Origin of the sequence: Rhizobium sp. Root1212, assembly GCF_001424985.1 — a bacterium.
In the GTDB taxonomy this organism is placed as follows: Bacteria; Pseudomonadota; Alphaproteobacteria; order Rhizobiales; family Rhizobiaceae; genus Pararhizobium.
In genome coordinates this window covers 518,057-543,747 of the sequence record NZ_LMDA01000001.1, presented here as the reverse complement: position 1 = coordinate 543,747, position 25,691 = coordinate 518,057, and the positions used below count along the sequence as shown (strand labels likewise).

Below are 25,691 nucleotides of genomic sequence, written 5' to 3'. Positions count from 1 at the left end.
GAAAGTAAACAGGGACTTGGCTGCCGTCCTGTAGCAATTGCTGCTGCGATGCGGTAGGAGGAACGATGCTGTCGATCGTCATCGAAACCCGCAACAACGAGGCAGAGCTTGCCCAAAGCCTGTCGGCGCTCGTTTCCGGCGCCGTAGAGGGACTGGTGCGCGATGTAACCGTGCTGGATCACGGCTCAACGGACGGTTCTTCGCGCGTGGCGGATGCGGCCGGCTGCCGTTTCTTGACCGTGTGGAATCTGGCCGAGGTCATTGGCGCGGCGCGCAGCGAGTGGCTGTTGTTTCTGGAGCCCGGCGCGCGGCCGGCGGGACGGTGGATCGACGATGTCGCGGAGTATATCGCTTTCAATAACGCGCCCGCCCGTTTCTCGACAGCGCGAGCCTATCGCAAGCCGTTGCTGAAGCGGCTTTTCAGCCGGCCATCGGTGTTGGAAAACGGCTTTCTCGTGCCGCGGCAGCAAGCGGCGGCGGCTGGAAAGCGGGGCGGCACGGCGGAGATTGCCGGAGCGCTTTCGGCCCGCCGGCTTTCAGCGGAGATCATTCCCGCCTGGGTGGTTTCCGCCGCGCGCGAGCGGCGCTGACGGCCAAGAAAAGAGCGGGTTCTTGCGAGCCCGCTCCAACTTAATAAAAATTGCTGCCTGAAAATGGCTTGTCGCGTCGTCCGCGTCGTATGGCCACCGTTGCCGCGGAGGGTGTCTCATCCGCTGCCGTTTCTGTGTCTTTTATAGGGCTAAACAGGACGCTCCGCTGTTCCAAAGGGAACAGGGCAATCACAAGGTTTTGATGAGGTCAGCCACGCTTCAGGTGTTCGTCCAGCCGCGGCATAATCTCGATGAAATTGCAGGGCATATGGCGATAATCGAGCTGCTGTTTCAGGATGCCATCCCAGGCATCGCGGCAGGCGCCGGGCGAGCCGGGCAGCACGAAAACGAAGGTGGCATTGATCAGCCCGCCCGTCGCCCGCGACTGGATGGTCGAGGTGCCGATCTTGTCGTAGGAGATGCGGTGGAAGACTTCTGAGAAGCCGTCCATGCGCTTTTCGAACAGCGGCTCCAATGCTTCCGGCGTGACATCGCGTCCGGTAAAACCCGTGCCGCCGGTTGTGATGACGACATCGACGGCAGCGTCTTTCGACCAAGCGAGAACGGTCTTTGCGATTGCCGCCTTGTCGTCGGCCACGATGGCGCGGTCGGCGAGCCGGTGGCCGGCCTCCGTGATCCGGGCCACAAGCGTATCGCCGGAGCGGTCGTCCGCCAGCGTGCGCGTATCGGAAACGGTAAGCACGGCGATGCCCACCGGGATGAATGGCCGCTGTTCGTCAAGCCGCGCCATCGGCGTCTCCTTGAATGCTGAAGCAGGAAAGAACGTACCAGTCGGGATGCTGTTTCGAAAGGGCGGCTGCGGCCCGGTCGCGCGCGGCCATGTCGGCAAACAGGCCGAAACAGGTGGCGCCTGACCCTGACATGCGGGCGAAAAGTGCGCCGCTGTCGGAAAGCGCCTGCGAGACGGTGGCGATCACCGGCTCCAGTTGGCGGGCCGGGGGTTCCAGGTCGTTGCGCATGGCGGAAAGGGCGACCAGCCATTGCTGGGCCGGGGGATTTCCTCCGGGTAGTGCGAGAGGCGGATTGGTCTTGGTCGTCAGCGCCCTGAAGATCGCCGGCGTCGAGACGGGCACGCGCGGATTGACGAGCAGCATCGGGAACGCGGGGAAATTGGCAAGCGTCTCGGTGTCCTCGCCGATGCCGCGCGCGACGAGCGGCTTGCCGCGCAGGCATATCGGCACATCCGCCCCCAGTTCGACGGCAAGGACGGCGAGTGCCGCTTCGAAGGCGGGATCGGAGAGGGGAGCATCCCACAGCGCCATCAGCCCGTGCAGGGTGGCAGCCGCATCCGCCGAGCCGCCGCCGATGCCGGAGGTGACCGGCAGGTTCTTTTCGAGATGAAGATGCACCGGTGCGGCGGCAAGGCCCCGTTGCGCGAGCAGGCGGCGCAGGCCGTCACGTGCCTTGATGACGAGGTTGCCGGCTGCAACTGCACCATCCGCCGGGATATCGGCGGCGAAGGGGCCGGAAACGGTGAAGCGATCGATCTCTGCGCGGGAAAATCCGATCCGGTCTCCCCGGTCGGCGAAGGTGACGATGCTTTCGAGCAGATGATAGCCATCCGGTTTCTGGCCGATGACATGCAGCGCCAGATTGATCTTGGCCGGCGCTATCAGCACCCGTTCGAAGCTGTCTTTCATGGAGGTCATGCAAAAGCCTGCAGAGAAACCGGAGTTGGGGTCTGAAAACCCGGCTATTCGGGGCAGTTAAGGAGGTTGCGGCGGCTCCCCTTCTCCCCCGCGGGAAGAAGGGAAAACCCAGTCGCTCTTTCCATATGCGATAGCCCTTCCCGCAAGGGGGGGAGGGGGAGCGGCGAAACCACCACCCCGCCATGGCGGAAACCCTCCGCCGGTCAACTCTTCTTGCCGGCCGTATCCACCGGGTCGGGTTTCTTCGGCTGGGTTTCCTCGGCATCGGCCGCATTCGGCACCGGCAAGGGCGGCAGGCCCTTTTCGATCTTGGCTTTGATCTTCGGAATTTCCGCCTCTTCCGGCTTCAGCTCCAGCGCCTGGTTCCACTGGAACACGGCTTCGAGCTTGCGGCCGACGCGCCAGTAGGCATCGCCGAGATGGTCGTTGATCGTCGGATCGCCGGCCAGCAGTTCGGCCGCCCGGTCAAGCTCCACAACGGCGTCGTCGAAGCGGTTCATGCGGAAATAGGCCCAGCCGAGCGAATCGATGATGTAGCCGTCGTCCGGCTTCAGCTCGACGGCCTTGCGGATCATCTCCAAGCCCTTGTCGAGATTGATGTTCATGTCGATCCACGAATAGCCGAGATAGTTCAGCACCTGCGGCTGGTCCGGGTTTAGTTCCAGCGCCTTGGTGAAGTTCGGCTCGGCCTTGGCCCATTCCTTCAGCCGCTCATAGGCGATGCCGCGCTGGAAGAAGATCGACCAGCTGTTCTTCTGCGGCAAGGGACCGAGCACATCGACGGCGCGGTCGTAAATCTCGGCCATCGTGCGGTAATCCTTGGCATCCGAAAGCACGCTGCCAAGAGCGACATAGCTGCGGATGTCCTTGGGATCGAGGTCGATCAGGCCACGCAGATGCTTCTCGGCGTCGTCGATCTTGCCGATGGAGGCAAGCGCTAAGCCCAGCTGCATCTCCGAGAGACGGCGCATCGGCGAGCCTTCCGGCACGCTCTTGTAGAAGGCGATCGCCTGCTCGGGCTTCTTCAGGTTTTCGGCTACGCCGCCGAGCATCACCAGGATATCGGCGCTATCGGGATCGAGCGCGCGGGCCGATTGCAGGTAAAGCGAGACGATGTCTTCTGCGCCGTCACGGTTCAGCGCAGCACCGATGGTGAAGAGCACGGAGGCCGCCCCTTGCGCGGCATTGCGCACCTGCTGCTCTTGCGGCTGGCCATTTTCGATGCTGGTGCGCAGGGCGCTGAGCGGCGCATAGTTGTTGAGGAAGTTTTCGCCGACGGAGACCGCGTCGAGCGCCTTCTGCTTGTTGCCGTCGCGGGCTTCGAGACGGGCAAGCGCGGTCACGGCGCGCAGGAAGGTGTCGGGAGCGGCACCGCCGCCATTGCGGTCGAGGATCGCGTCGTTGAACTTGGCGCGGGCCGTTGCCTTGTCGCCGGCCGCAAGCGCAATCGCGCCCTGATGATAGTTCTTGAAGATCGCGAACCATTCCGGGCCTTTCATGGCCTGGATGGAGGCAATCGCATCCTTCGGGTTGCCGGAACCGGCCTTGGCCCAGCCGACCAGCAGGCCGTTCAGCAGACGGTCGAGATCGTTCGGCCCCTTGTAATTCAGGAGCTTTTCGGACTTGCGATATTCTTTCTTGCGGATGGCCTCGACGGCGCGGGCAACGGTGGTGATGCGCTCGACCGAGCTGTCGCCCTTCAGTTCCTCGGCGATCTTCACGCCGTCCTGAAATTGGCCGTTCATCAGGAGCGTGATCATCAGCCGCTGCTTGACATCGACATTGTCCGGCTGGAATTCGAGCGCGGTGCGATAGAGCCTGGTCGCGACATCGAGGTCGCGGTCGACATCGGCGGTGCGGGCGGCGAGGAATGCGCCGGAGAAGCTGTTGATGGAGTTGATGTCGAAGGGCTTCGTCTCGCTGGCGGCGGCAGCCGGCTTATCCTCGGCAAAGCTCAGGGGCGCGCTGACAAGGGAGGCAAGCGCCAGAAGCGCAGCGCCGCTGAGGAGGCGAAGAATATGTGTCTGCCGCATGACAAGCCTTTCGTTGCGGAGCGTCCCGATGGTCGCTGCCGGTAAGCGCGGAATCAATTCCCAAAATAGTAGCGCATAACTTGTGCGACCGGAATCGGCCTCACGCAGTTCCTGCGGCCATCATCAAGCCATGCCTGACGGCGCCGCCTGCGATGTGGGGACGTGTCGATTCACGTCCTCCCGTATTCGATCCTGCGGGAACAGCATGGCTTTTTTGGCGCAACGCAGCAACATTCTCGTTGGCAGCGTGGCATGCGGCTGCCCGGTCAGCTCACCCGCTCGATGCAGAAATCGATGACTTCCAGCAACGCGGCCTTCCACGGCGATTGCGGCAGCGGCGCCAGCGCATCGCGGGCGATGGTGCCGTAATGCTGAGCGCGCGCGATGGTATCGGTCAGGCCGTTGTAGCGGGTGATCAGGCCCATCGCCTTTTCGAGGTTGCGGTCGTCGCTCTCACCGTTCTCGATCGCATCGCGCCAGAAGCTGCGCTCCTCTGGCGTGCCGCGCCGATAGGAGAGGATGACCGGCAGCGTGATCTTGCCTTCACGGAAATCGTCGCCGACATTCTTGCCGAGATCGGCGGCCTTGCCGCCATAGTCGAGCACGTCGTCCACCAGCTGGAAGGCGAGGCCGAGGTTCATGCCGTAGGATTTCAGCGCATTGCGGGTCGCCTTGTCCGTGCCGGCGACAATCGGGCCGACTTCGGCGGCGGCGGCAAACAGGGCTGCCGTCTTGGCGCGGATGACCGAGAGATAATCGTCTTCCGTCGTTTCCATGTTCTTGGCGACGGACAGCTGCAGCACTTCGCCCTCGGCGATGACCGAGGCTGCGGTCGAGAGCACGTCGAGCGCTTCGAGCGACCCGACATCGACCATCATGCGGAAGGCCTGTCCGAGCAGGAAATCGCCGACGAGCACGCTCGCTTGGTTGCCCCAGATGGTGCGGGCGGTGGATTTACCGCGGCGCAGATCGCTTTCATCGACGACGTCGTCATGCAGCAGCGTCGCCGTGTGCATGAATTCGACTGATGTCGCGAGCTTCACATGGGCATCGCCGGTAAAGCCGAACATGGCGGCGGAGGCGAGCGTCAGCATCGGCCGCAACCGCTTGCCGCCGGAGGAGATCAAGTGGTTGGCCACTTCCGGGATCATCTGCACGTCGGACCCGGCCTTGGAAAGAATGAGTTGGTTCACCCGCTCCATATCGGCTTTGGTCAGGTCGACGAGCGGCTTGACCGATGCCTGTTTGTTTTTGCCGTCTTCCAGCGGTATCACTACGCCCAACGCGAGGCACTCCTGTTCAATTTCAGTTCCGGACAATAGAAAGGGGGGCTTGCGGCGGCAAGTGGGGAATCAGCCATCCCAAGCAAAATTCGCCGCGAATTTCAGGCATTCCATTCGTAAGGCAGCCATCCCGCATGAAAGAACTGATCCGCACCAACGACGCCGTCCTTCTCTCCTTTGCCGAAAGCCTGATGAAGGACGCCGGCATCGCCTGCCTGATCGCCGATCAGGGCATGAGCATTCTGGAGGGTTCGCTCGGCCTTTTGCCGCGGCGCTTTCTGGTGGCGGAGGATGACGCGGACAAGGCGCGGCGGATTCTGATCGATGCCGGGCTGGAAGCGGAATTGCGGGGGTAGGGCAGGTGCGGTTTTCTCTTCTTCCGAGCGCACCGCGTCACCTCGCCGCAAACACCGAAGCATGCGGTTCCACCCCATGACAACGTCCCAATCCATCGACAGCTTCCATCGCGGCCGTTTCCATGTGGTGCAACCCTTGGGGCACGGCCATCGCTCCGGCATGGATGCGATGCTACTCGCCTCTCTCGTTGCGGATGAACGCCCGATCCGTGTCGTCGACCTCGGCGCCGGTGCCGGTGCCGCTGGCATGGCCGTCGCCTCTCGCCTCGACAATGCAACGGTAACGCTGGTCGAGCGCTCGCCGACCATGGCGGATTTCGCCCGTCAGAGCCTCGCGCTCCCCGAAAATGCCCGTTTCGCCTCCCGCGTCGCCGTCATCGAGGCCGATGTCGCCTGGAAGGGCCGTGAGCGCGCCGCCGCCGGCCTCACGGACGACAGCTTCGACCACGTCATCATGAACCCGCCCTTCAACGACGCTTCCGACCGGCGCACGCCCGATCCGCTGAAGGCCGAAGCCCATGCCATGAACGAGGGCCTGTTCGAAACCTGGCTCCGCACGGCCGGCGCGATCATGCGCCCCGGCGGCCAGCTTTCCCTCATCGCCCGGCCCGAATCGATCGCCGAGATCATCGCCGCCTGCGGCCGCCGCTTCGGCGGGCTGGAGATCACGCCGCTGCATCCGCGGCCGGGCGAAAATGCCGTCCGCATCCTCGTGACCGCGATCAAGCAGAGCCGGGCGCGGCTCGTGTTCCGGGCACCGCTGATCATGCACGAGGACGATGCCCATCGTTTCACGTCATACGTCGATGACCTCAACAACGGCCGCGCGGCCTATGCCCGCAAAACCGTTTCCGCCCGGCGGTAGCGGAATTTTGATGAGGGGCCATTGCGTTCGCCCCGCCAGTGCATACATCCACGATACATTTATGAACGCAGTGGAGTTTACATGGCCGGATTTTTCAGAAAGCTGATGCCGAAGCGGTTTCGCAGACACGGTGTCACCATCCCTGTGGTCCGCCTGCACGGAACGATCATGGCCGGCGGCGGCCAGTTCCGCCCGCCACTCAATCTCGCCTCCGCAGCCCCGGTTCTGGAAAGGGCCTTCGCCGTCAAGGACGCGCCGGCCGTCGCCATCTCCGTCAATTCTCCTGGCGGCTCGCCGGTACAGTCGCGGCTGATCTTCCAGCGCATCCGCGATCTGGCGGAAGAGAAGAAGAAGCGCGTGATCATCTTCGTCGAGGATGTCGCGGCCTCCGGCGGTTATATGATCGCCCTTGCCGGCGACGAGATCATCGCCGATCCGACCTCGATCGTGGGTTCCATCGGTGTCGTCTCCGGTGGCTTCGGCTTCCCCGAACTTCTGAAGAAGATCGGCGTCGAGCGCCGCGTCTATACGGCCGGCGAAAACAAGGTGATGCTCGATCCTTTCCAGCCGGAGAAGGAAAAGGACATCGACTATTTGAAGACCCTGCAGCAGCAGATCCACGCCGTCTTCATCGATATGGTCAAGGCCCGTCGCGGCCATCTGCTCGCCGATCACGCCGAGATTTTCTCCGGCCTGTTCTGGACGGGTGGCAGGGCGCAGGAACTCGGCCTGATCGACAGTCTGGGCGACATGCGCGGCGAACTGAAGAAGCGCTACGGCGAAAAGACCGAACTGCAACTGATCTCGCCGGCCCGCGGCCTCTTCGGCCGCCGCCAGCCCGGTGCTGCCATCGCCGGCGCCGTTGCCGAGCGTTTCGCAGCCTCGACGGTGTCGGGCCTTGCCGAGATTGCCGAGGAAAAGGCATTATGGGGCCGGTACGGACTTTGATAGAAAAAGGGAAAGGCTCCGGGGGACACGCATGCCGCAACTTATCCTGCTTCTGATCGTCGTCGGCATCGCGTGGTTCGGCTACCGCAAGTTCGTCAAAGACGCCGAAAAGCTCGCCCGCCAGCGCGAACAGGTACGCCGCGAAAAGGAAACTGGCACGCAAGGCACGCTGGTCAAGGACCCGGTGACGGGGGAGTATAGGCTGAAGAAGCCGGAGTAGGTTTCAGTTTCAGGAAGCCCTTGGCTGCCATTGCCTGCCCGAAAGCAAGCCACTCGTCTCTTGACCCCTCCGGCCCGTCGTGGCACCAGACAGCCAGAAAATTCCAAGCTGGACATCCGATCATGACTGCTGCCGCCCTGCCGGACCATATGAACCCGAAGCGCTCTTTTCAGGCGCTGATCCTGACGCTGCATGCGTATTGGGCGGACAAGGGTTGCGCCGTGCTGCAGCCCTACGACATGGAAGTCGGCGCCGGCACCTTCCACCCGGCAACGACGTTGCGCGCGCTCGGCCCCAAGCCCTGGCGCGCAGCCTACGTCCAGCCCTCGCGCCGCCCGACGGACGGTCGCTATGGCGAGAACCCGAACCGCCTGCAGCACTACTACCAGTATCAGGTCATCCTGAAGCCGAACCCGTCGAACCTGCAGGAGCTTTATCTCGGTTCGCTGGAAGCGATCGGCCTCGACCCGTTGCTGCACGATATCCGCTTCGTCGAGGACGACTGGGAAAGCCCGACGCTCGGCGCCTGGGGTCTTGGCTGGGAATGCTGGTGCGATGGTATGGAAGTGTCGCAGTTCACCTATTTCCAGCAGGTCTGCGGCATCGAATGCTCGCCGGTTTCTGGTGAATTGACCTATGGTCTGGAACGCCTCGCCATGTATGTGCAGGGCGTCGACAATGTCTATGATCTGAACTTCAACGGCCGTGAAGGCGACGAGAAGATCAGCTATGGCGATGTTTTCCTGCAGGCCGAGCAGGAATATTCACGCCACAATTTTGAATATGCCAACACGGCGATGCTGCACCAGCATTTCATCGATGCGGAGAAGGAGTGCATCGCGCTGCTCGCGGCCGGTGCGCCCGGCGACAAGGCCAACCAGCGACTGCACAAGTGCGTGTTCCCGGCCTACGACCAGTGCATCAAGGCCAGCCACGTCTTCAATCTTCTCGATGCCCGTGGTGTGATTTCGGTAACGGAGCGGCAGAGCTATATCCTGCGCGTGCGCACGCTCGCCAAGGCCTGCGGCGAAGCCTTCCTGCTGACGGATGCCGGCGGCGCGAACCTTGTGCGCGACGCCGCGTAATCATGTCCTGAAATGACGCCTCGCCCGCAAAGGGCGAGCGCGTTCACGCATCCCTGTCGCGAACGGGCCGGTTGGCGTGGGCCGCCATCGGCCGCGCCCGCTGCCGGCGCTCGACGCGCAGCGCGATGAAATGGGTTGCCGCCATCAGCGCCAGAGCGCCCGTCGTCATCAACGTCAGAATGGTCATTTCAGCCTCGCTTATATCGGCCTCTTAGGGGCCGTGAACCCGCTTTCATGGCAGGAACAGGCGGTCGTCATCGACCGCAAACGCAAGTTACCAACACGGTTAGGATAGAGATTTCTAGCGTTTCCGCTATCGCTGGAATTCGCTAGTGTCAGAGCGTGTCGCTCATGCTGCCGCCGATTTCCCAGACCGGCTTCAGGGTGGGGTAGGTGCCTGTCGGCATCTGGCCAGCATAGGTCTGCAGCGCGCGGCGAACGCCGGCCGGGCGTTCCGGGGTGGCCATGTTCGCATAGGCGACGAAAAGGGCCGAAAAAGCGATGACGTTGATGAGGGTGGTAAGCGGTTTCATGGTCGTTGGCTTCGTTTGAAAGGACCGGATCATCCGGTTCGTTGAAGCCAATCTCGGTCAGGACGCGGTTTTTCGCGGTTCCCCATGAAACAGGAAAATCAACATCTTGCGCCGCTGCGATCATGCTGTTCCCGCAGGAACAAGAAAGCCGCCGCCCCCATGGAAAAACGGCTCACGGCGATGGTCGCCGAATACCCTTTTGCCGCTTTATGCTCTAAGGTCGCGCAAAACCTGAACGAGAGGATGTTTCGATGATTGGGCTGGTGATCGGCGCTGTGGTGATCCTGTATCTGATTTTCATCTATAACGGGCTGGTCAAGGCCCGGCAGGTGAAGGAAGAGGCATGGTCCGGCATCGATGTGCAGTTGAAGCGCCGCGCCGACCTGATCCCCAACCTGATCGAAACGGTCAAAGGCTATGCAGCCCATGAAAAGGGCACGCTGGAGCAGATCGTCGAGCTGAGGAACAAGGCGCAGGCCGTGCCGCAAGGCGATGTCGCCGGCCGCGCCCAGGCGGAAGGTCTGCTGAGCCAGGCGCTCGGCAAGATATTCGCGCTTGCCGAAGCCTATCCCGATCTCAAGGCCAACCAGAATTTCTCCGAATTGCAGCAGTCGCTCGAAACCATCGAGGAAGAAATCCAGATGTCGCGCCGCTATTACAACGGCGCCGCCCGCGATCTGAACGTCAAGGTCGAGAGTTTCCCCTCGAACCTGATCGCCGGCCCCTTCGGTTTTGCCAAGGCGCCGTTCTTCGAAATCACCAACGAGGCCGACCGCGCGGTTCCCTCCGTAAAGTTTTGAGCCGTTCTTAAAGCGCCGATGGCTTGCAATCGAGGCGTTGCCTGCCGATAAGAACGGCGCGACCTTGCACCCAAGAGATTTCAGCATGAGCAAAGACCAGAAACTGACCGTCGTCCCGCCGTCCCATCCGCTGAAGGGACGCGTCAGCCCGCCCGGCTCCAAGTCGATCACCAACCGCGCTTTGCTGCTCGCCGGCCTTGCCAAGGGCACGAGCCGCCTCACCGGCGCGCTGAAAAGCGACGACACCCGCTATATGGCCGAAGCCCTGCGCGCCATGGGCGTCGAGATATCGGAGCCCGACGACACCACCTTCGTCGTCACCAGCACCGGCAAGCTTCTGCCCCCGGCAAAGTCGCTCTTCCTCGGCAATGCCGGCACCGCGACCCGCTTCCTGACGGCGGCTGCAGCACTTGTCGAAGGCGAAGTCATCGTCGATGGCGACGAGCACATGCGCAAGCGCCCGATCGCGCCGCTGGTCAAGGCGCTGACGGCGCTCGGCGTCGATATCCGCTCCGAAACCGGCTGCCCGCCGGTGGTCGTTCGTGGCACTGGCGATTTCGGGGCCGACCGGGTCGAGATCGACGCCGGCCTTTCCAGCCAATATGTCTCGGCGCTGCTGATGGCCGCCGCCGGCGCCAGCCGCCCGATCGATATCGTGCTGGCCGGCGACGATATCGGCGCCCGCGGCTATATCGATCTGACGGTCGCCGCCATCCGGGCCTTCGGTGCCGAAGTCACCCAGCCGAGCCCGTCGGTCTGGCAGGTGCAGCCGACCGGCTACACCGCGACCGACTACCTGATCGAGCCCGATGCCTCGGCCGCCACCTATCTCTGGGCGGCGGAAGTGCTGACCGGTGGCGAGATCGATCTCGGCGTCAAGGCGACCGCCTTCTCCCAGCCGGATGCCAAGGCTTACGACGTCATCGCCAGCTTCCCGCATATGCCTGATGTCATCGACGGCTCGCAGATGCAGGATGCGATTCCGACGCTTGCCGTGCTCGCCGCCTTCAACGAAACGCCGGTGCGCTTCGTCGGCATCGCCAATCTGCGCGTCAAGGAATGCGACCGTATCCGGGCGCTGTCGACCGGCCTCACAAACATCCGCGCCGGCCTCGCCACAGAGGAGGGCGACGACCTGATCGTCGCCGCCGATCCGAGCCTTGCCGGGCAGCTTCTGCCGGCCGATATCGATACCTTCGCCGATCACCGCATCGCCATGAGCTTTGCGCTGGCGGGGCTGAAGATCCGGGGCATCACCATCCTCGACCCGGCCTGTGTCGCCAAGACCTATCCGCGCTACTGGGATGAGCTTTCGTCCCTCGGTGTGGCGCTGGAAGGCGACCGCCCGGATATCTGAGTAAAAAATCGCCGCCGGAGGGAAAGGCTTGATGAACCGACTGATCGAGGCATTCGGCATGATGCTTTTCCTGCTGGCCGCGCTCATCGCGTCCAGCGCCTTGGCCGAGGAGGTGATCACCTCCTACCTCTCGGCGATCACTCTGGAAAAGAGCGGCAGCCTCGCCGTCGTCGAGACGATCAAGGCGAATGTCGAGGGCAGCCGCATCAAGCGCGGCATCTATCGCGATTTCCCGCTGACCTTCGTTGACGAGGATGGCCGCAGCCACAAGGTCGGTTTCAAGCTCCTGACCGTCACCCGCGACGGCCAGAGCGAGCCCTACCGCACGGAATCCATTCCGAACGGCATCCGCATCTATACCGGCGATGCCGACGTGCTGCTCCCGCCCGGCGAGCACGTCTTCGAGATCGGCTACGAGACCGACCGGCAGATCCGCTATTTCCCTGACCATGAGGAGCTTTACTGGAACGTCACCGGCACCCAGTGGGCTTTCCCCATTGAAGAAGCGGCGGCGACCGTGACCCTGCCCGATGGCGTGCGGGCTGAGGCGCTTGATGTCTTCACCGGCGGTTACGGCTCCCGCGACAAGAATGCGACGGCGGTGGAGGAAGGCCCCGAGGTGGTGTTCACCACCAACCGCCGCCTGCAGCCTGAGGAAGGCCTGACCATCGCCATCAAGCTGCCTAAGGGCAGCATTGATCCACCCTCGGCTTCTGCGGAAAAGCTCTGGTGGCTGAAGGACAACATCGCCCCGGTGCTGGCGATCTCCGGCCTCGTTATCGTCGTGCTCTATTATGCCCGCATGTGGCTGAAGGTCGGGCGCGATCCCGCCCGCGGCGTCATCGTGCCGCGTTGGGATGCGCCGGACGATATCTCGCCGGCCCTGGTCAATTACATCGACAACAAGGGCTTTTCCGGCCATGGCTGGACGGCGCTCTCGGCCGCCGCCCTCAATCTTGCCGTTCAGGGCTATGTGGTGCTCGACGACCTGAAATCGTCCCTGACCATCGGCGCCACGGGAAAAACGCCGCCGGCAAAGCTGCCGACCGGTGAGGCCGTGCTGATGCAGGCGGTGACGGCCAAGGGCGGCAAACTCACCATCGACAAGGCCAACGGCAAGACCGTGCAGAAGGTCGGCGCCGATTTCCGCAGCGCCATGGAGAAGGAACATCGCAACCGCTACTACCTCGCTAACACGCTCTATGTGGTCGGCGGCATCGCCCTTTCCGTGCTTTTCCTCGGGGCGATCTTCATCCTCGGCGATCTCGACGAGAGCAATATCGCCGTCGTCCTGGTGCCGGCCATCGGCTCCGTCGTCGTGTCGATCGTCGCCATCGGCTTCGTACAGAATTTCCGCCAAGTGCGCGGCCTGTTTGCCCGCGCCCGCACCATCCTGTTCTTTGCCTTCTTCGGCTTTGTGCTCTGCTCCAGCGCCATTGGCCTTGCTCCGATCGTTTTCGATGCGGCGGTCGGGAGCCACCAACTGCCGCTGTTGATCGCCGTCTGCGGCATCATCATCGCCAATCTCCTGTTCTATTATCTGATGGGCGCCCCGACCCCGCTCGGCGCCCGGATGATGGACGGCATCGATGGCCTGCGCCAATATCTGACGCTCGCCGAAAAAGAGCGGATGAACATGGCCGGCGCCCCGGAAATGTCGCCGCGCCATTTCGAAAAGCTTCTGCCTTACGCCGTGGCGCTCGGCGTCGAAAAGCCCTGGGCGGAAACCTTTGACCGCTGGCTGCTCGCCGCCGCCGCCGGTGCCGCCGCTTACCAGCCCGCCTGGTATCACGGCGACATCTTCTCGGCCGGCTCCTTCGGCGATCGCATGGGCGGCTTTGCGGGCTCGATGGCCAGCACCATGACCGCCTCCTTGCCCCCGCCGCCGAAGAGCAGTTCGTCCGGCTTTTCCTCGGGCGGCGGCTTCTCCGGCGGTGGGGGCGGCGGTGGCGGCGGTGGCGGCTGGTAACGCCGCTTAACCGCGTGACTTTTCATCCACGGCTTGCTAAGTCCGCCGCACAATCCGAACAATCGCAAAGTGCCCGCCATGCCCGATCTTCTGCTTGAACTCCGCTCTGAGGAAATCCCGGCTCGTCTGCAGCGCAAGGCTGCCGGCGACCTGAAGAAGCTGCTCACCGATGCGCTGGTCGAAGCGGGCCTCACCTATGAGGGCGCACGCGAATACTGGACGCCGCGCCGGCTGACACTCGATATTCGCGGCCTCAACACCCGCTCCAGCGATGTGCGCGAGGACATCAAGGGGCCGGCAACGTCGGCGCCCGAACAGGCGATCCAGGGTTTCCTGCGCAAGGCGGGTCTTGCCTCGATTTCCGAGGCGCATGTTCACTCCGATCCGAAGAAGGGCGATTTCTACGTCGCCCATGTTGTCAAACCCGGCCGCCCGACCGAAGAGATCGTCGCCGAGGTGATGCCAGGCATCATCAGAAATTTCCCCTGGCCGAAGCCGATGCGCTCGGGTGCCGCTTCGGCAAAACCCGGCTCGCTGCGCTGGGTGCGCCCGCTGCAATCGATCGTCTGCCTGTTCGGGCCGGAGCATGAGGAAACCCAGGTCATCCCCTTCGAGGTCGATGGCATTGTTGCCGGCAACGTCACTTATGGCCACCGCTTCCACGCACCGGAAGCCTTCACCGTGCGCCGTTTTGCCGATTACATCGAGAAGCTGGAAAAGGCCAAGGTCGTGCTCGATGCCGAGCGGCGTAAGCAGATCATCGCATCCGATGCTGCCAATATCGCCTTTGCCAGCGGCCTTGAACTGGTCGAGGACGAAGGCCTGCTGGAAGAAGTCTCCGGCCTGGTCGAATGGCCGCAAGTGCTGATGGGCACCTTCGAGGAGGATTATCTGGCGATCCCTTCGGAAATCATCCGTCTGACGATCAAGACCAACCAGAAGTGCTTCGTCACCCGCATTCAGGGCGAGGAAGGCCTGTCGAACAAGTTTATCCTCGTTTCCAATATCGAGGCGAAGGACGGCGGCGCCGAGATCATCCACGGCAACGGCAAGGTCGTGCGCGCCCGCCTGTCGGATGCCAAGCATTTCTGGACCCGCGACCAGGGCAACCTGCCGGACCTCCAGACGCTGGAAGCCTCCGCCGCGAAATTCGATCTCGACCTCACGAAGCCGCTCGACCAGCGCATGGCCAAGCTCGACGCGCTGAACGTGACGTTCCATGCCAAGCTCGGCACGCAGGGCGAGCGCGTCGCCCGCATCCAAAAGCTGGCTGCCGAACTCGCCAAGGTCACCGGCGCCGATCCGGCATTGGTCGATCGCGCTGTCGTGCTCGCCAAGGCCGACTTGCGCACCGAAGCCGTCGGCGAATTCCCCGAGTTGCAGGGCGTCATGGGCCGCAAATACGCTACCCTGCAGGGCGAAAACCCCTCCGTCGCCACGGCCATCGAAGATCACTGGAAGCCGAACGGCCCCTCCGACCGTGTGCCGGACGACAAGGTCGCCATCACCGTCGCGCTCGCCGACAAGCTCGATACGCTCGTCGGCTTCTGGGCCATCGACGAAAAGCCGACCGGCTCCAAGGACCCCTATGCGCTCCGCCGCGCTGCGCTTGGCGTCATCCGCATGATGCTGGAGCGGAAGGTGCGTCTGCCGCTCGCGACCGTCGTCTCCGATCCCGATCTCCTCGCCTTCTTCCATGATCGCCTCAAAGTCTACCTCCGCGATCTCGGCGCTCGCCATGATCTGATCGACGCCGTGCTGACGCCGGATGCCGATGACCTTTTGATGGTCGCCCGCCGCGTCGAGGCGCTGACGGCGTTCATCACCTCGGAAGACGGCCTGAACCTGCTCGCCGGCACCAAGCGCGCCACGCAGCTTCTCGCCGCCGAGGAGAAGAAGGGCACGGCGGTTGCCGAGACGGTCGATCCGTCGCTGTTCAAGCTCGATGCCGAAAAGGCGCTCTATGTGGCCGTGACCGAAGCGGCAAGCGAAGCCCGTCAGGCGATCGCCGGCGAGGATTTCCGTGTCGCCATGGAAGCGCTGTCGAAGCTCCGCGGCCCGGTCGATCAGTTCTTCGCCGACGTGCTCGTCAATGACGAGGACCCGGCCGTGCGTGCAAACCGTCTGGCCCTGCTCGGCCAGATCCGCGCCGCCACCGGCACCGTTGCCGATTTCTCCAAGATCGCCGGCTGACCGCGATGACGGGGGCGAAAATCCTCGTCAGCGCCTGCCTGATGGGCCATGCCGTCCGCTATGACGGCAAGGCCAAGCCACTGATCCACCCCGCGCTCGACCGCTGGCGCGAGGAGGGACGGCTCGTCACCATCTGCCCGGAAATGTCCGCCGGCATGCCGGTGCCGCGCCCACCCGCCGAAATCGCCGGGGCATGCAATGGCGTCGATGTTCTGCAAGGCCGCGCCGCGGTTGTGGAAATCACCGGCGGCGATGTCACGCAGGCGTTTATCGATGCTGCGCAGAATGCGCTGGAGTTGGCCCTGCGGCAGGATTGCCGCTACGCGCTACTGATCGATGGCAGCCCGTCCTGCGGCTCCGGTTTCATCTATGATGGCAGCTTTTCCGGCAACAGGCGGACGGGCGAGGGCGTCACCGCCGCCCTTCTCAGGCAAAACGGTATCGAAGTCTTTTCCGACAGGGATATCGGTCAGCTCGTCCAGCGTCTTGGTGAGTGACGTCTGTCTTCAGTCGATGCCCTTGTAGCGCAGCGCAATGTTCGTGACCGTCAGGAACACGCCCCAGGCCAGAACGAAGCTTCCGAACGAAAGCCCGGCGGATTTCAATCGCGATTGCTGGCCCTGGCTGCGGAAGAAGAAGTAATTCGACAGCAGCAGCCAGCATTGCGCTGCGAAAAGCAGCGCTACCACGGTCAGGTTTTCCGTATGCGATATCATCACCATCGTCAGCGATGTGATCATCGCGAAGGGCGCGGAGATATAGCATTGCTGGTTGAAGGGGATCTGTAACGACAGCCGCGTCACCGGGCCGGGCGTGATCAGGTCGTAGATCAGCGCCGAGGTGATCGGGAAGATCGAATAGATGACGACGCGGAAGAAGATCAGGTTCAGCCATGAGGCAGAGATATATTGGCCGGTTGCGGTCTGCCCGGCGCTGGCGAGTTCCGCCTGCGAAACCGGGGCGATGAAAGCCGCGATCACGATCGACAGGAACAGGAAGATCGACGGCTTCATGCCGCTGTCGAACGAGACGTTCTCGTCGCGCAACGTCTCCGCGCGGGCATAGGCCATCATGTGATTGGGCTGGAAGATCACGCGAAGCAGCGTGTAAGGATAAAAGATCAGCCACATCAGAAGCTCGAAAATCAACTTCTCGATGGACTTGCCAATATTGAAGACGTCCATGAATGATCCTGCCGGCGAGGGAAGAGTATCGCGGGGCTATGTTGCATCGCTTGCGAGGCGCAGCAAGATCGGCTGGAAGGCAGAGGAGGGGAAGACTTGGGTGAACCGGTCAAAAAATTGCGCCCCTGCTTCTCTTCAGGGGCGCAATTTCCGCCTTGGAGGCGATGCCCGTACTGCTCATTCGCAGGCGAGGGCAGGGACCACTTGATAGTGCGTCATTTTAAACGAAGTTGGTAATTTTCGAGATCAATTTCGTGTGATCGGGCTTCTTCGACCGTTGCAGCGGCAAGATCGGCTGCCGAATCAGCACTTAACGACGCGGTCTTGGCGACAGGATCGACGCCGGGCGTCAGCGAGATCGAGGCGGACGCTTCGGCGGCTGCCGGGATCGGATCGATCACCACGGCGGCGGCTTCGCCCTTGGCGAGCTTGGCGGCTTCCGCTGCCTTGATCACATCCTCGGATGCCTTGGTCACGAACAGCACCGGCGAGCCGCCGAGCCAGGCTTCCGTGCGCAAAAGCCGCATTTCGCCGTCGATTTCCTTCATTTCCACCCGCTCGGTGCCGTCGCCGATATCGGGCACGACGTAACTTGTCGATTTCTTCACGACCGGAGGTGGGCAATGTCCGCAGGGCATCTCGGTGACGCTGACGACATGGGCATCGCCTGTCGCGATCGCCTCGATGGACGAGGCATGGGTCGAGGCAGCGGCAAGGCCGATCAGGCTGAACAAAAGAACGCGCATGGACGGTCTCCCTACAAGATAGGGGACCATAGGCCGCTTACCGTTACCGTCCCGTCAGGAGAACTGGTAAAGATTCAATGAACGCTCATTGGCCCTGTTCGCGGGCGACGGCCCGCCAACCGATATCGCGGCGGCAAAAGCCGTTTTCCCAGCGTACCTTGTCGACGGCGTCATAAGCCGCCGTCTGCGCTGCACCGGTGCTCTCGCCCATGGCGGTGACGTTCAGCACCCGGCCGCCGGTCGCGACCAGCGTGCCGTCCTTCAAGGCTGTGCCGGCATGGAAGACTTTGGCGCTTGCGGTGTCTGCCGGCAGCGCCTCGATCGGCGTGTTCTTGTCATAGCTGCCCGGATAGCCCTTCGATGCCATCACAACGGTCAGTGCCACCACGTCGCGCCACACGGCATCGAGCCTGTCGAGGCCTCCGGTCGCGGTGGCGTAGAGCAGCGGCAGGAGATCGCTTTCCAGCCGCATCATCAGCACCTGGCATTCCGGATCGCCGAAACGGACATTGTATTCGATCAGTTCCGGCCCCTTGGCGGTGATCATCAGGCCGGCAAAGAGCACGCCCTGGAAGGGATGGCCGCTATCGGCCATGCCGCGGATCGTCGGCTCGATGATCTCCTTCATCGTGCGCGCCACCATCTCATCGGTCATGACCGGGGCAGGGGAGTAGGCGCCCATGCCGCCGGTGTTCGGTCCAGTATCGCCGTCGCCGACGCGCTTGTGGTCCTGCGCCGAGGCGAGCGGCAGCGCATTCACACCGTCGCAGAGGCAGAAGAAGCTCGCCTCCTCGCCATCGAGATAGGCCTCGACCACGACTTCCGCCCCGGCCGCGCCAAACGTACCGGAAAAGCAGGCGTCGATGGCGTCCAGCGCTTCGTCGAGCGTCATGGCAACGGTCACGCCCTTGCCGGCGGCAAGGCCGTCGGCCTTGATGACGATCGGCGCACCCTGTTCGCGCACATAGGCCTTGGCCGGCTCGGCAGCGGAAAAGCGCTGATAGGCGCCGGTCGGGATGTCGTACTTGGCGCAGATATCCTTGGTGAAACCCTTGGAGCCTTCGAGCTGGGCGGCCGCAGCCGAAGGGCCGAAGACGGCGATGCCTGCGGCCCGCAACTTGTCGGCCAGACCGGCGACGAGCGGCGCTTCCGGGCCGACGACGACGAAATCGATGCTCTCATCCTTGCAGAAGGCGAGGACGGCATCGTGATCGTCGGTATCGACCGGAACGATGGTCGCTTCTTCGGCTATGCCGGGGTTGCCGGGTGCGGCGTAAAGCTTCGTCATCAGCGGCGATTGGGCGAGTTTCCAGGCCAGCGCATGCTCGCGTCCGCCAGAACCGATCAACAGAACCTTCATCGCCATCTCCCGCGCTATCGATGTCCGTGCGGTTAAGGCGAGGGGTGCGGAAGGTCAAGGGGAAAGCGGCCGAATGAGGCCAAAGCGGGCGGCCGCAAAGGGTTTTACAGGGGTTGATGCCGACTCAGAGCAGGCTGTCCACGCCGATATGCCGGTCGCGGCCGCTCACCAGCTGGCGTTGGCCGCTCTTGCCGGCAAGCGCCGCCGTGCGCTTCAGCGACCAGATGCCGAGGTCTTCCAGCGTCAGCGGCTTGGAGATCAGGTAGCCCTGGTAGTTGTCGCAGCCGGCGGCGGAGAGAATGGCCATCTTCGCGTCCGTATCGACGCCTTCACCGATCACCTGCATGTTCTGCGCGTGGCAGAGGGCGATGACGGCCTTGAGGGCCGGCAGCATTTCCTCGCGGGCGAGGTTTTCCACCAGCGCCCGGTCGAGCTTGATGGTGTCGGCGGTATATTCGATGATCTGCTGCATCGAGGTGTAGCCAGCGCCGAAATCGTCGATCGAGATGCGGAAGCCGCGGGCGCGCAACGCCTCGATGTTCTGCCGCAACTGGTCTCCCAGCGTCACGGCATAGGTTTCCGTCAGCTCGATCTCGATAGCGCCGGCCCGTACACCGTGGCGCTCCAGACATTCGTTGAAATGCCCTGCAATGGATTTCGAGTGCAGCTCGGCCGAGGAGATGTTGATGGCGAGCGTGGTGCCGGTGCCGAACAGCCCCTGCAGCGCCGCGTAGTCGCCCATGGCGCGATCGATGACCCAGCAGTCGATCTTGGTGAACTGGCCGGAGCTTTCGGCGATCGGCACGAATTCGTCGGGCCGGACATTGCCGAGCGTCGGCGAAACCCAGCGCAAAAGCGCCTCGCAGCCCACCACCTTGCCGTGCCCGTCAACGATAGGCATGTAGACGAGATGGAACTGCTCGTCCGGGTCCACCACCCGCAACTCTTCCTGGATGAGGCGCACCCGGTCGCGCTTGACCTGTAGCGCACGGGAAAAGCGGGAAGAGCGGTTCTTGCCGGTGGTTTTGGCCTGATACATGGCGGCATCGGCATTGGAAATGAGTTCGGCGAGATTGGCGGCGTCATCGGGGCAGATCGCGACGCCGATGCTGGCCGTCACCGGATATTGCTTGCCGCGCACCTTAAAGCCGCCGTCGAAGAGGCGCAGGATGGCGTCGCAGGTCTCGCGTACCGTGCCGTCGCCGGGCGCAGATTGCAGCAGCACCGCGAATTCGTCGCCCGAAAGCCGCGCGAGCACGCCCGGCGGCAGGCCGCGGCGGTCAACGATGTCATCGACGCTTTCGCGCAGCTGTGCCGCCAGCTTGCGCAGCAGCTCGTCGCCCACGTCGTGACCGTGCTTGTCGTTGACGAACTTGAAGTGGTCGATATCGATGAACAGCAGGCTGCAATGACGGCCGCCTTCGACCGTCTCCTGCACGATGGTCGCCGCCAGGCTGTTGAAATGGGCGCGATTGCTGATGCCCGTCAGCGCATCGGTCCAGGAGGCATGCTGCACCAGCTTCAGCGCGCGCGACGACTGGTCGTGCAACTGCTTGATATTGCCGGTGAGGCGGCCGATTTCGCCGGCCGAACCCGTGTCGAGGATGCCTTCGCTGCGGCCGGTCATCACGGCGGTCACCTGCCGGTCGAGCGCGGAGATCGGATTGGTGATGAAGCGGGTGATCAGCCAGGCCATGAGGCTCACGCAGATCACGCTCATCGCCAGCGCGCCGAGGCCAAGCAGCAACTTCAGCCGGTCGAGCCCGGCGCCGCCGTGGAAAGCGACATCGTCGAGGGTGAGAAACAGCGAAGGCGCCAGCCGCACCCCGGCCGCCAGCCTGTCGTGCCAGACCGAAGACGTCATCGTTACGAGTTCGGTGCGGGCGCCATATTCGAGTTCGAGGTTACGCTTCATCGCCAGGAACTGGGCGGGCTCGACGGCGACCTGGATCAGCAGCGCATTGTCCCGGCCTGTCGGCAGCGGCCGCGCCAGCGTCGTGCGATCGACGAATTCCGAATAGACGATCAGCGGCCGCATGTCCGGTCCCTGCAGGAACGCCCAGTCGCGCAGCTTGGCGTTGCGGATCAGTTGCTTGGCGAGGTTCAGCTGCGCCTTGCCGAGTTCGGCGAAGGGATCGTCGCTGTTTTCAAAATAATAGAGCGGCGTCAGGTTCGGGTCGATAATGGTGAAGGAGGTGAATTTCTTCTGGTCGTCGGAGAGCGAGCGCACCGTCTGCTGAAGACGAAGGCCGAGCGCGTTGTTGCGGTAGCTCTCATCCGTTTCCTCCAGGAAAAGGCGGATCGCGTTGCCTTCGAGGATCGAATAAAGCAAGCTGCGGCTCTGGCTCATGTCGTTGCGATAGAGCGCCGCGAGATGATCGAGCTGCTGGGAAAGCCGGGCCTGTTCCAGGTTTTTGATCGAATGGCTTTCGGTGAGATAGACCGCGACGGCCGCGAGCAGATAGCCGGCAAGCACGACCGGGAAAATCAACAGAAATGCGCGTTTGCCGAGGGTCACTGGAAATTCGCCATGGAACTGATGATGCGGCGGCGGGTCTGGATCGACTGGATGCTCAGTTCCTCCTGATACTGGCTCTTTGCCAGGATATCGGCCGGCGTATAGATTTCGGGATTGTCGCGGGTTTCCTGCGGAATGAGCTTCAGCGCCTCCGTGCTTGCGGTCGGCATGGCAAGGCTCTCGGCATTTTCTGCAGCACTTGCGGGCGAGCCAAGATAGTCGAGGAATTTCAGCGCCAGCGCCTTGCGCGGCGAATGGGCGGTCACCGACATGCAGTCGAGCCAGGACAGCGTGCCTTCCTTCGGCACGGCATAGCGCCACACGCCGGGCGTTCCCGCCTTGGTGTTCAGCACATGCTGATCTCCGCTATAGGCGAGCGCCATGTAGATGTTGCGGCCGATCTCCGGGTTCTGGATGGCGGTGATGATGTAGTCGTAGGTCAGCACGAAGGGGGCCTGTTTCTTCATCACCTCGAAGGCGGCTTTCAGCGTGTCGTTGTCATTGGCGTTGATCGATTTGCCGAGCAGCGCCAGCGGCGCGACGAAGGCCTCGTTGTGATCGTCATACATGGCGATGTGCTTGCGAAGCTCAGGCTTCGGCGCCATCAGGTCTTTCCACGAGGTAGGCGTTTCCTTCACCATGTCGGAGCGGTAGACGATGCCCATCGTGCCCCAGAGATAGGGAAGCCCGTAACCGGCGCAGCGCAGCCGCCATTGCGGCCCATAGTCCTTGAGAACGGGGAGATTGGTTTCCTTCAGCGGCTCCAGCACGCCGCGATTGCCGAAGAGCAGTGCCGCGTTTTCGCCGACGACGGCAAGGTCGATGTTGCTGGCGGGGTCGGAGAGGATTTCATCGCGCGCATCGCCGCTGTCGTAATAGGTCTGGCGGACCTCGATGCCGGTTTCCTGTTTGAACCTGTCGAGAATGTCCTGATCAATATAGGATTCCCAGATCAGCAGGTTGACGGTATCGGCTTTCGCCGCCGTCCCGCCGAAGGCGGTGCAGATCAAAATCGAGGCGGCAATCGTTCTGTTCGTCATGGCCCGTCCCTGGCAGCCTTGTCATCGACTTTAGGGAGTAAAGTTTGATGAATGCTTACGGCTGGGTGCATTTTTGCCGTCGCGGTTGTAGTGCGAATTTCAGGTAAGGCTTGAATATGTTGTCTTTTTCAGCGAGGGCTCGCCTTGGCGCGCGGCCGGTGCCACATATAGGCGAAGCTTGGGAGGATGCCGTGACCTATCTGCTTTTGAAAGCCCTTCATATCATCGCCGTCATCACCTGGATGGGTGGCATGGTGCTGTTGTCCGTGGCCTCGCTTTGGCTCGCCAAGGCGCCTCTTCCGCGCGGGGAGCGGGAAAATTCGGTGATATCCGCAGTGCGCAGTTGGGATAGGAAGGTGACCAACCCGGCGCTCGGCTTCGTCTGGCTGTTCGGGCTCACCATCGCCTGGCTTGGCGACTGGTATTCGGATGCCTGGCTGCATGCAAAGTTCGTGGTGGTGATCGTTCTTTCCGCCTTGCACGGAAATCTGACGGCATCCTTCCGCCGGATGGAAAAAGACCCGGCACGTCCGGTGCCGGGTCATCTGCCCTATGCGGCGGCGATCACGTTCGCGGGCCTGCTGATTATCGTGCTGCTGGTGGTGGTGAAGCCGTTTTGAGGGCTTCGTCGCCCCCTCTCGCCGCCCCTCATCCGCCCTGTCGGGCACCTTCTCCCCGTAAACGGGGAGAAGGGATATGCTGCACTTCCGCAGTCCTCTAACGCCTCACCGATGCCGCGGGATTTTCGGCAGGAAGACCGTGAGAATGCCGAGCAGCGGCAGATACGAGCAGGCCGAATAGACGAAATCGATGCCCCTGCTGTCGGCGAAGACGCCGAGCACTGCCGCCCCGATGCCGCCGGCGCCGAAGGCGAAGCCGAAGAACATGCCGGCGATCAACCCGACCCGACCCGGCACCAGTTCCTGCGCGAAGACGACGATCGCCGAAAAGGCCGAGGAGAAGACCAGGCCGATGATGACGACGAGAACGCTCGTCCAGAACAGGTTGGCATAGGGCAGCATCAACGCGAAGGGGATGACGCCGAGGATCGAGAACCAGATGACGAAGCGCGCGCCGTAGCGATCGCCGAACGGTCCACCGAGCAACACGCCGGCAGCGCTCGAGCCGAGGAACAGGAACAGCAGCAACTGCGCGCTCTGCAGGTCGAGCCCGAACTTCTCCATGGTGTAGAAGGTGAAGTAGCTGGAAACGCTCGACATATAGATGTTCTTGGTTGCGGTCAGCAGGATCAGAACGACAAGCGTCATCATCACCTTGCCGCGCGGCAAGGGCAGGGTGCGGCTCACGGCCGGGCGATGGCTGTTGGCGCGACGATGGCGGGTATACCAGCTGCTGACGAAGGACAGGATGACGAAGCCGGCAAGCGCGATCAGCGAGAACCAGCCGAGGCTGCCCTGTCCGCGCGGCACGACGATGAAGGCGGCGAGCAGTGGCCCGATCGCCGTGCCGGCATTGCCGCCCACCTGAAACAGCGACTGGGCCAGGCCGTGACGTCCACCCGAGGCCAAGCGGGCGATGCGCGAGGATTCCGGGTGGAAGATCGCCGAGCCGAGACCGATCAGGCTGGCCGCGACCAGCAGCAGCGGGAAGGAATGGGCGTTTGCCAGCAACAGCAGCCCGGCGCAGGTGCTGAGCATGCCGGCCGGCAGCGAAAACGGCATCGGCGAGCGGTCGGTGACGACGCCCACGGCCGGCTGCAGCAGCGAGGCCGTCACCTGGAAGGTGAAGGTCAGAAGACCGATCTGCATGAAATCGAGCGCATAGTTCGCTTTCAGGAGGGGATAGAGCGAGGTCAGCAGCGACTGCATGATGTCGTTGAGCATGTGGCAGACGCTGACGGCCACGATGACGGAAAATGCCGTGCGCTCCGCGCTGATGCTGTTGCCGGCCGATATGCTTGCCATCTCGATATCCTTGGTCTTGGTCAGGCTTGATCGCGCCTCTCTACAGCGATTGCGAATGGCCTGCTTTTGTGCTCTGGTCTTCTTTTTACGCGAGTGGGCCAAATGCGTGTCATCACCCTGCCTCACAAGGATGCAAAGGACGAACTTCAGCACCAGCAAAGCCTCTCCTGGATTGAAGAGAGTGGCGAGGCTGTGCTGGCGCTCGGGCGGAATTATCCGGCCGGGTTTCGCGTGCCGCTGCACAGCCACACCAAGACGCAGCTCTGGTGTGCGCGCGAAGGTGTGGTGTTGGTAGGCACGGCGCGCGGCAGCTGGATGCTGCCGCCGGGCCACGGTCTCGTCATTCCCGCCGGGCTGGAACATTCCACCGAAATGGTCAGCGACGTGCGCATGCAGTCGCTCTACGTCGAAACCACCGTGGTTGCGGCCGACGATCCGCGTGTGGTCGAGGTCACGCCGCTTGCCGGCAACCTGATGGAAGAACTGGTGCAATCGGACGCGCATCCGATCGCCGAGCGGCGCAAGCGGCTGATCATGGAGCTGCTGCTGGACGAGGTCGGCCGGTTGCCGGAGCGTCCATTGGGCCTGCCGTTTCCCGCCGATGCCAGGCTCGCGCGCCTCTGCCATCATTTCCTGAAACGGCCGGCGGCCAATGCAAGCATCGACGACTGGGCGGTCGAACTCGGCATGAGCCGTCGCTCTTTCACCCGCTTCTTCCGCGCGGAAACCGGCCTGAGCTTCGTCACCTGGCGCCAGCAGGCCTGCCTCTTCGCCTCGCTGCCGCGGCTTGCCGAGGGGCAATCGGTGACGACGGTAGCGCTCGATGCCGGCTACGAGAACATCGCCGCCTTCACCACCATGTTCCGCCGCATGCTCGGCAGTTCACCCAGCAACTATCTGAAGGCGCGGGTAGGGTAGGCGGGAAAATAAGACCCCTCCCCACAGGGAAGGGCGATCGCATATGAAAAGCGCGGCTTGCACTTCCCTTCTCCCCAGCGGGGAGAAGGTGGCCCGCA

General features: G+C 63.0%; 25 protein-coding genes. 13 read left to right on the top strand and 12 right to left on the bottom strand.

Features of this window, described 5'->3' with window-relative positions; genetic code table 11:
• The first annotated feature begins 65 nt into the window (after positions 1-65).
• Positions 66-590: a hypothetical protein gene (locus ASC86_RS02640; protein ID WP_056315577.1), complete on the top strand. Its 525-nt coding sequence runs from the start codon at positions 66-68 to the stop codon at positions 588-590.
• 208 nt (positions 591-798) lie between these two features.
• Here ASC86_RS02640 and moaB read toward each other — a convergent pair whose 3' ends face one another.
• From moaB to ASC86_RS02620, 4 genes are all read right to left on the bottom strand, one after another.
• Positions 799-1,341, bottom strand: coding sequence for a molybdenum cofactor biosynthesis protein B (gene moaB, locus ASC86_RS02635; protein ID WP_056315573.1), 543 nt, complete (start codon positions 1,339-1,341; stop codon positions 799-801).
• Complete coding sequence (locus ASC86_RS02630; protein ID WP_056315570.1) at positions 1,328-2,260, bottom strand: 4-(cytidine 5'-diphospho)-2-C-methyl-D-erythritol kinase; 933 nt, start codon at positions 2,258-2,260, stop codon at positions 1,328-1,330. Before ASC86_RS02630 ends, moaB begins: the two co-directional genes overlap by 14 nt.
• A gap of 203 nt (positions 2,261-2,463) precedes the next feature.
• Positions 2,464-4,293, bottom strand: a complete 1,830-nt coding sequence (locus ASC86_RS02625; protein ID WP_056315568.1) for a tetratricopeptide repeat protein — start codon at positions 4,291-4,293, stop codon at positions 2,464-2,466.
• Positions 4,294-4,559: 266 nt separating this feature from the next.
• A complete protein-coding gene (locus tag ASC86_RS02620; protein WP_056315566.1) occupies positions 4,560-5,576 on the bottom strand; it encodes a polyprenyl synthetase family protein in 1,017 nt (338 codons plus the stop codon).
• Between the two features lie 134 nt (positions 5,577-5,710).
• Here ASC86_RS02620 and ASC86_RS02615 point away from each other — a divergent pair, with 134 nt between their 5' ends.
• From ASC86_RS02615 to ASC86_RS02595, 5 genes are all read left to right on the top strand, one after another.
• Positions 5,711-5,932, top strand: a complete 222-nt coding sequence (locus ASC86_RS02615) for a DUF2007 domain-containing protein (protein ID WP_056315564.1) — start codon at positions 5,711-5,713, stop codon at positions 5,930-5,932.
• A 76-nt stretch (positions 5,933-6,008) separates the two neighbouring features.
• Positions 6,009-6,797, top strand: coding sequence for a tRNA1(Val) (adenine(37)-N6)-methyltransferase (locus ASC86_RS02610; protein WP_056315562.1), 789 nt, complete (start codon positions 6,009-6,011; stop codon positions 6,795-6,797).
• Between the two features lie 81 nt (positions 6,798-6,878).
• Complete coding sequence (locus tag ASC86_RS02605) at positions 6,879-7,745, top strand: S49 family peptidase (RefSeq protein ID WP_056315561.1); 867 nt, start codon at positions 6,879-6,881, stop codon at positions 7,743-7,745.
• 31 nt (positions 7,746-7,776) lie between these two features.
• Positions 7,777-7,965 carry a hypothetical protein gene (locus tag ASC86_RS02600; RefSeq protein ID WP_056315558.1) on the top strand — a complete coding sequence of 63 codons (189 nt, stop codon included), beginning with the start codon at positions 7,777-7,779 and terminating at the stop codon, positions 7,963-7,965.
• A gap of 122 nt (positions 7,966-8,087) precedes the next feature.
• Positions 8,088-9,050: a glycine--tRNA ligase subunit alpha gene (locus ASC86_RS02595; protein ID WP_056315556.1), complete on the top strand. Its 963-nt coding sequence runs from the start codon at positions 8,088-8,090 to the stop codon at positions 9,048-9,050.
• A 43-nt stretch (positions 9,051-9,093) separates the two neighbouring features.
• Here the strand turns inward: ASC86_RS02595 and ASC86_RS25530 are convergent, their stop codons facing one another.
• The gene (locus ASC86_RS25530) at positions 9,094-9,237 is read right to left on the bottom strand and encodes a hypothetical protein (RefSeq protein ID WP_156386875.1); all 144 of its coding nucleotides are present in this window, start codon (positions 9,235-9,237) and stop codon (positions 9,094-9,096) included.
• A 148-nt stretch (positions 9,238-9,385) separates the two neighbouring features.
• Entirely contained in the window at positions 9,386-9,583 is a 198-nt protein-coding gene (locus ASC86_RS02590; protein ID WP_056318144.1) for a hypothetical protein, read from the bottom strand.
• 251 nt (positions 9,584-9,834) lie between these two features.
• On the opposite strand from ASC86_RS02590, the gene ASC86_RS02585 reads away from it, so the two are divergent.
• From ASC86_RS02585 to ASC86_RS02565, 5 genes are all read left to right on the top strand, one after another.
• Complete coding sequence (locus tag ASC86_RS02585) at positions 9,835-10,383, top strand: LemA family protein (RefSeq protein WP_056315554.1); 549 nt, start codon at positions 9,835-9,837, stop codon at positions 10,381-10,383.
• An 85-nt stretch (positions 10,384-10,468) separates the two neighbouring features.
• Positions 10,469-11,740 carry a 3-phosphoshikimate 1-carboxyvinyltransferase gene (locus ASC86_RS02580; protein WP_056315552.1) on the top strand — a complete coding sequence of 424 codons (1,272 nt, stop codon included), beginning with the start codon at positions 10,469-10,471 and terminating at the stop codon, positions 11,738-11,740.
• 31 nt (positions 11,741-11,771) lie between these two features.
• Positions 11,772-13,709 carry a DUF2207 domain-containing protein gene (locus ASC86_RS02575; RefSeq protein WP_056315550.1) on the top strand — a complete coding sequence of 646 codons (1,938 nt, stop codon included), beginning with the start codon at positions 11,772-11,774 and terminating at the stop codon, positions 13,707-13,709.
• 78 nt (positions 13,710-13,787) lie between these two features.
• Positions 13,788-15,902 carry a glycine--tRNA ligase subunit beta gene (gene glyS, locus ASC86_RS02570; RefSeq protein ID WP_056315548.1) on the top strand — a complete coding sequence of 705 codons (2,115 nt, stop codon included), beginning with the start codon at positions 13,788-13,790 and terminating at the stop codon, positions 15,900-15,902.
• Positions 15,903-15,907: 5 nt separating this feature from the next.
• On the top strand, positions 15,908-16,399 hold the full coding sequence (locus tag ASC86_RS02565; protein WP_056315545.1) for a DUF523 domain-containing protein: 492 nt from the start codon (positions 15,908-15,910) through the stop codon (positions 16,397-16,399).
• 9 nt (positions 16,400-16,408) lie between these two features.
• On the opposite strand, the gene ASC86_RS02560 is transcribed toward ASC86_RS02565, so the two are convergent.
• The 5 genes from ASC86_RS02560 to ASC86_RS02540 all read right to left on the bottom strand — a co-directional run bounded on the left by ASC86_RS02560 (position 16,409) and on the right by ASC86_RS02540 (position 22,750).
• Entirely contained in the window at positions 16,409-17,086 is a 678-nt protein-coding gene (locus ASC86_RS02560; RefSeq protein WP_056315543.1) for a hypothetical protein, read from the bottom strand.
• Positions 17,087-17,301: 215 nt separating this feature from the next.
• Positions 17,302-17,832 carry a plant virulence effector HPE1-like domain-containing protein gene (locus tag ASC86_RS02555; RefSeq protein ID WP_056315541.1) on the bottom strand — a complete coding sequence of 177 codons (531 nt, stop codon included), beginning with the start codon at positions 17,830-17,832 and terminating at the stop codon, positions 17,302-17,304.
• Positions 17,833-17,917: 85 nt separating this feature from the next.
• Positions 17,918-19,192: a phosphoribosylamine--glycine ligase gene (purD, locus tag ASC86_RS02550; protein WP_056315539.1), complete on the bottom strand. Its 1,275-nt coding sequence runs from the start codon at positions 19,190-19,192 to the stop codon at positions 17,918-17,920.
• A 124-nt stretch (positions 19,193-19,316) separates the two neighbouring features.
• A complete protein-coding gene (locus tag ASC86_RS02545) occupies positions 19,317-21,710 on the bottom strand; it encodes a bifunctional diguanylate cyclase/phosphodiesterase (RefSeq protein WP_056315537.1) in 2,394 nt (797 codons plus the stop codon).
• A complete protein-coding gene (locus ASC86_RS02540; RefSeq protein WP_056315535.1) occupies positions 21,707-22,750 on the bottom strand; it encodes a spermidine/putrescine ABC transporter substrate-binding protein in 1,044 nt (347 codons plus the stop codon). Before ASC86_RS02540 ends, ASC86_RS02545 begins: the two co-directional genes overlap by 4 nt.
• A 191-nt stretch (positions 22,751-22,941) precedes the next feature.
• Here ASC86_RS02540 and ASC86_RS02535 point away from each other — a divergent pair, with 191 nt between their 5' ends.
• On the top strand, positions 22,942-23,370 hold the full coding sequence (locus ASC86_RS02535) for a CopD family protein (protein WP_056315533.1): 429 nt from the start codon (positions 22,942-22,944) through the stop codon (positions 23,368-23,370).
• Between the two features lie 105 nt (positions 23,371-23,475).
• Here ASC86_RS02535 and ASC86_RS02530 read toward each other — a convergent pair whose 3' ends face one another.
• The gene (locus tag ASC86_RS02530; RefSeq protein WP_056315531.1) at positions 23,476-24,675 is read right to left on the bottom strand and encodes an MFS transporter; all 1,200 of its coding nucleotides are present in this window, start codon (positions 24,673-24,675) and stop codon (positions 23,476-23,478) included.
• 102 nt (positions 24,676-24,777) lie between these two features.
• On the opposite strand from ASC86_RS02530, the gene ASC86_RS02525 reads away from it, so the two are divergent.
• The gene (locus ASC86_RS02525; RefSeq protein ID WP_056315529.1) at positions 24,778-25,593 is read left to right on the top strand and encodes a helix-turn-helix transcriptional regulator; all 816 of its coding nucleotides are present in this window, start codon (positions 24,778-24,780) and stop codon (positions 25,591-25,593) included.
• Positions 25,594-25,691: the final 98 nt, after the last annotated feature.

What these genes read in the sequence shown, in the direction of transcription:
- ASC86_RS02580 (WP_056315552.1), top strand. Translation starts at nt 10,469, where the DNA reads ATGAGCAAAGACCAGAAACTGACCGTCGTCCCGCCGTCCCATCCGCTG.
- ASC86_RS02615 (WP_056315564.1), top strand. Translation starts at nt 5,711, where the DNA reads ATGAAAGAACTGATCCGCACCAACGACGCCGTCCTTCTCTCCTTTGCC.
- ASC86_RS02585 (WP_056315554.1), top strand. Translation starts at nt 9,835, where the DNA reads ATGATTGGGCTGGTGATCGGCGCTGTGGTGATCCTGTATCTGATTTTC.
- ASC86_RS02590 (WP_056318144.1), bottom strand. Translation starts at nt 9,583, where the DNA reads ATGAAACCGCTTACCACCCTCATCAACGTCATCGCTTTTTCGGCCCTT.
- ASC86_RS02600 (WP_056315558.1), top strand. Translation starts at nt 7,777, where the DNA reads ATGCCGCAACTTATCCTGCTTCTGATCGTCGTCGGCATCGCGTGGTTC.
- ASC86_RS25530 (WP_156386875.1), bottom strand. Translation starts at nt 9,237, where the DNA reads ATGACCATTCTGACGTTGATGACGACGGGCGCTCTGGCGCTGATGGCG.
- ASC86_RS02540 (WP_056315535.1), bottom strand. Translation starts at nt 22,750, where the DNA reads ATGACGAACAGAACGATTGCCGCCTCGATTTTGATCTGCACCGCCTTC.
- ASC86_RS02640 (WP_056315577.1), top strand. Translation starts at nt 66, where the DNA reads ATGCTGTCGATCGTCATCGAAACCCGCAACAACGAGGCAGAGCTTGCC.
- ASC86_RS02565 (WP_056315545.1), top strand. Translation starts at nt 15,908, where the DNA reads ATGACGGGGGCGAAAATCCTCGTCAGCGCCTGCCTGATGGGCCATGCC.
- ASC86_RS02555 (WP_056315541.1), bottom strand. Translation starts at nt 17,832, where the DNA reads ATGCGCGTTCTTTTGTTCAGCCTGATCGGCCTTGCCGCTGCCTCGACC.
- ASC86_RS02560 (WP_056315543.1), bottom strand. Translation starts at nt 17,086, where the DNA reads ATGGACGTCTTCAATATTGGCAAGTCCATCGAGAAGTTGATTTTCGAG.
- ASC86_RS02605 (WP_056315561.1), top strand. Translation starts at nt 6,879, where the DNA reads ATGGCCGGATTTTTCAGAAAGCTGATGCCGAAGCGGTTTCGCAGACAC.
- ASC86_RS02610 (WP_056315562.1), top strand. Translation starts at nt 6,009, where the DNA reads ATGACAACGTCCCAATCCATCGACAGCTTCCATCGCGGCCGTTTCCAT.
- ASC86_RS02525 (WP_056315529.1), top strand. Translation starts at nt 24,778, where the DNA reads ATGCGTGTCATCACCCTGCCTCACAAGGATGCAAAGGACGAACTTCAG.
- glyS (WP_056315548.1), top strand. Translation starts at nt 13,788, where the DNA reads ATGCCCGATCTTCTGCTTGAACTCCGCTCTGAGGAAATCCCGGCTCGT.
- moaB (WP_056315573.1), bottom strand. Translation starts at nt 1,341, where the DNA reads ATGGCGCGGCTTGACGAACAGCGGCCATTCATCCCGGTGGGCATCGCC.
- ASC86_RS02595 (WP_056315556.1), top strand. Translation starts at nt 8,088, where the DNA reads ATGACTGCTGCCGCCCTGCCGGACCATATGAACCCGAAGCGCTCTTTT.
- purD (WP_056315539.1), bottom strand. Translation starts at nt 19,192, where the DNA reads ATGAAGGTTCTGTTGATCGGTTCTGGCGGACGCGAGCATGCGCTGGCC.
- ASC86_RS02575 (WP_056315550.1), top strand. Translation starts at nt 11,772, where the DNA reads ATGAACCGACTGATCGAGGCATTCGGCATGATGCTTTTCCTGCTGGCC.
- ASC86_RS02530 (WP_056315531.1), bottom strand. Translation starts at nt 24,675, where the DNA reads ATGGCAAGCATATCGGCCGGCAACAGCATCAGCGCGGAGCGCACGGCA.
- ASC86_RS02630 (WP_056315570.1), bottom strand. Translation starts at nt 2,260, where the DNA reads ATGACCTCCATGAAAGACAGCTTCGAACGGGTGCTGATAGCGCCGGCC.
- ASC86_RS02625 (WP_056315568.1), bottom strand. Translation starts at nt 4,293, where the DNA reads ATGCGGCAGACACATATTCTTCGCCTCCTCAGCGGCGCTGCGCTTCTG.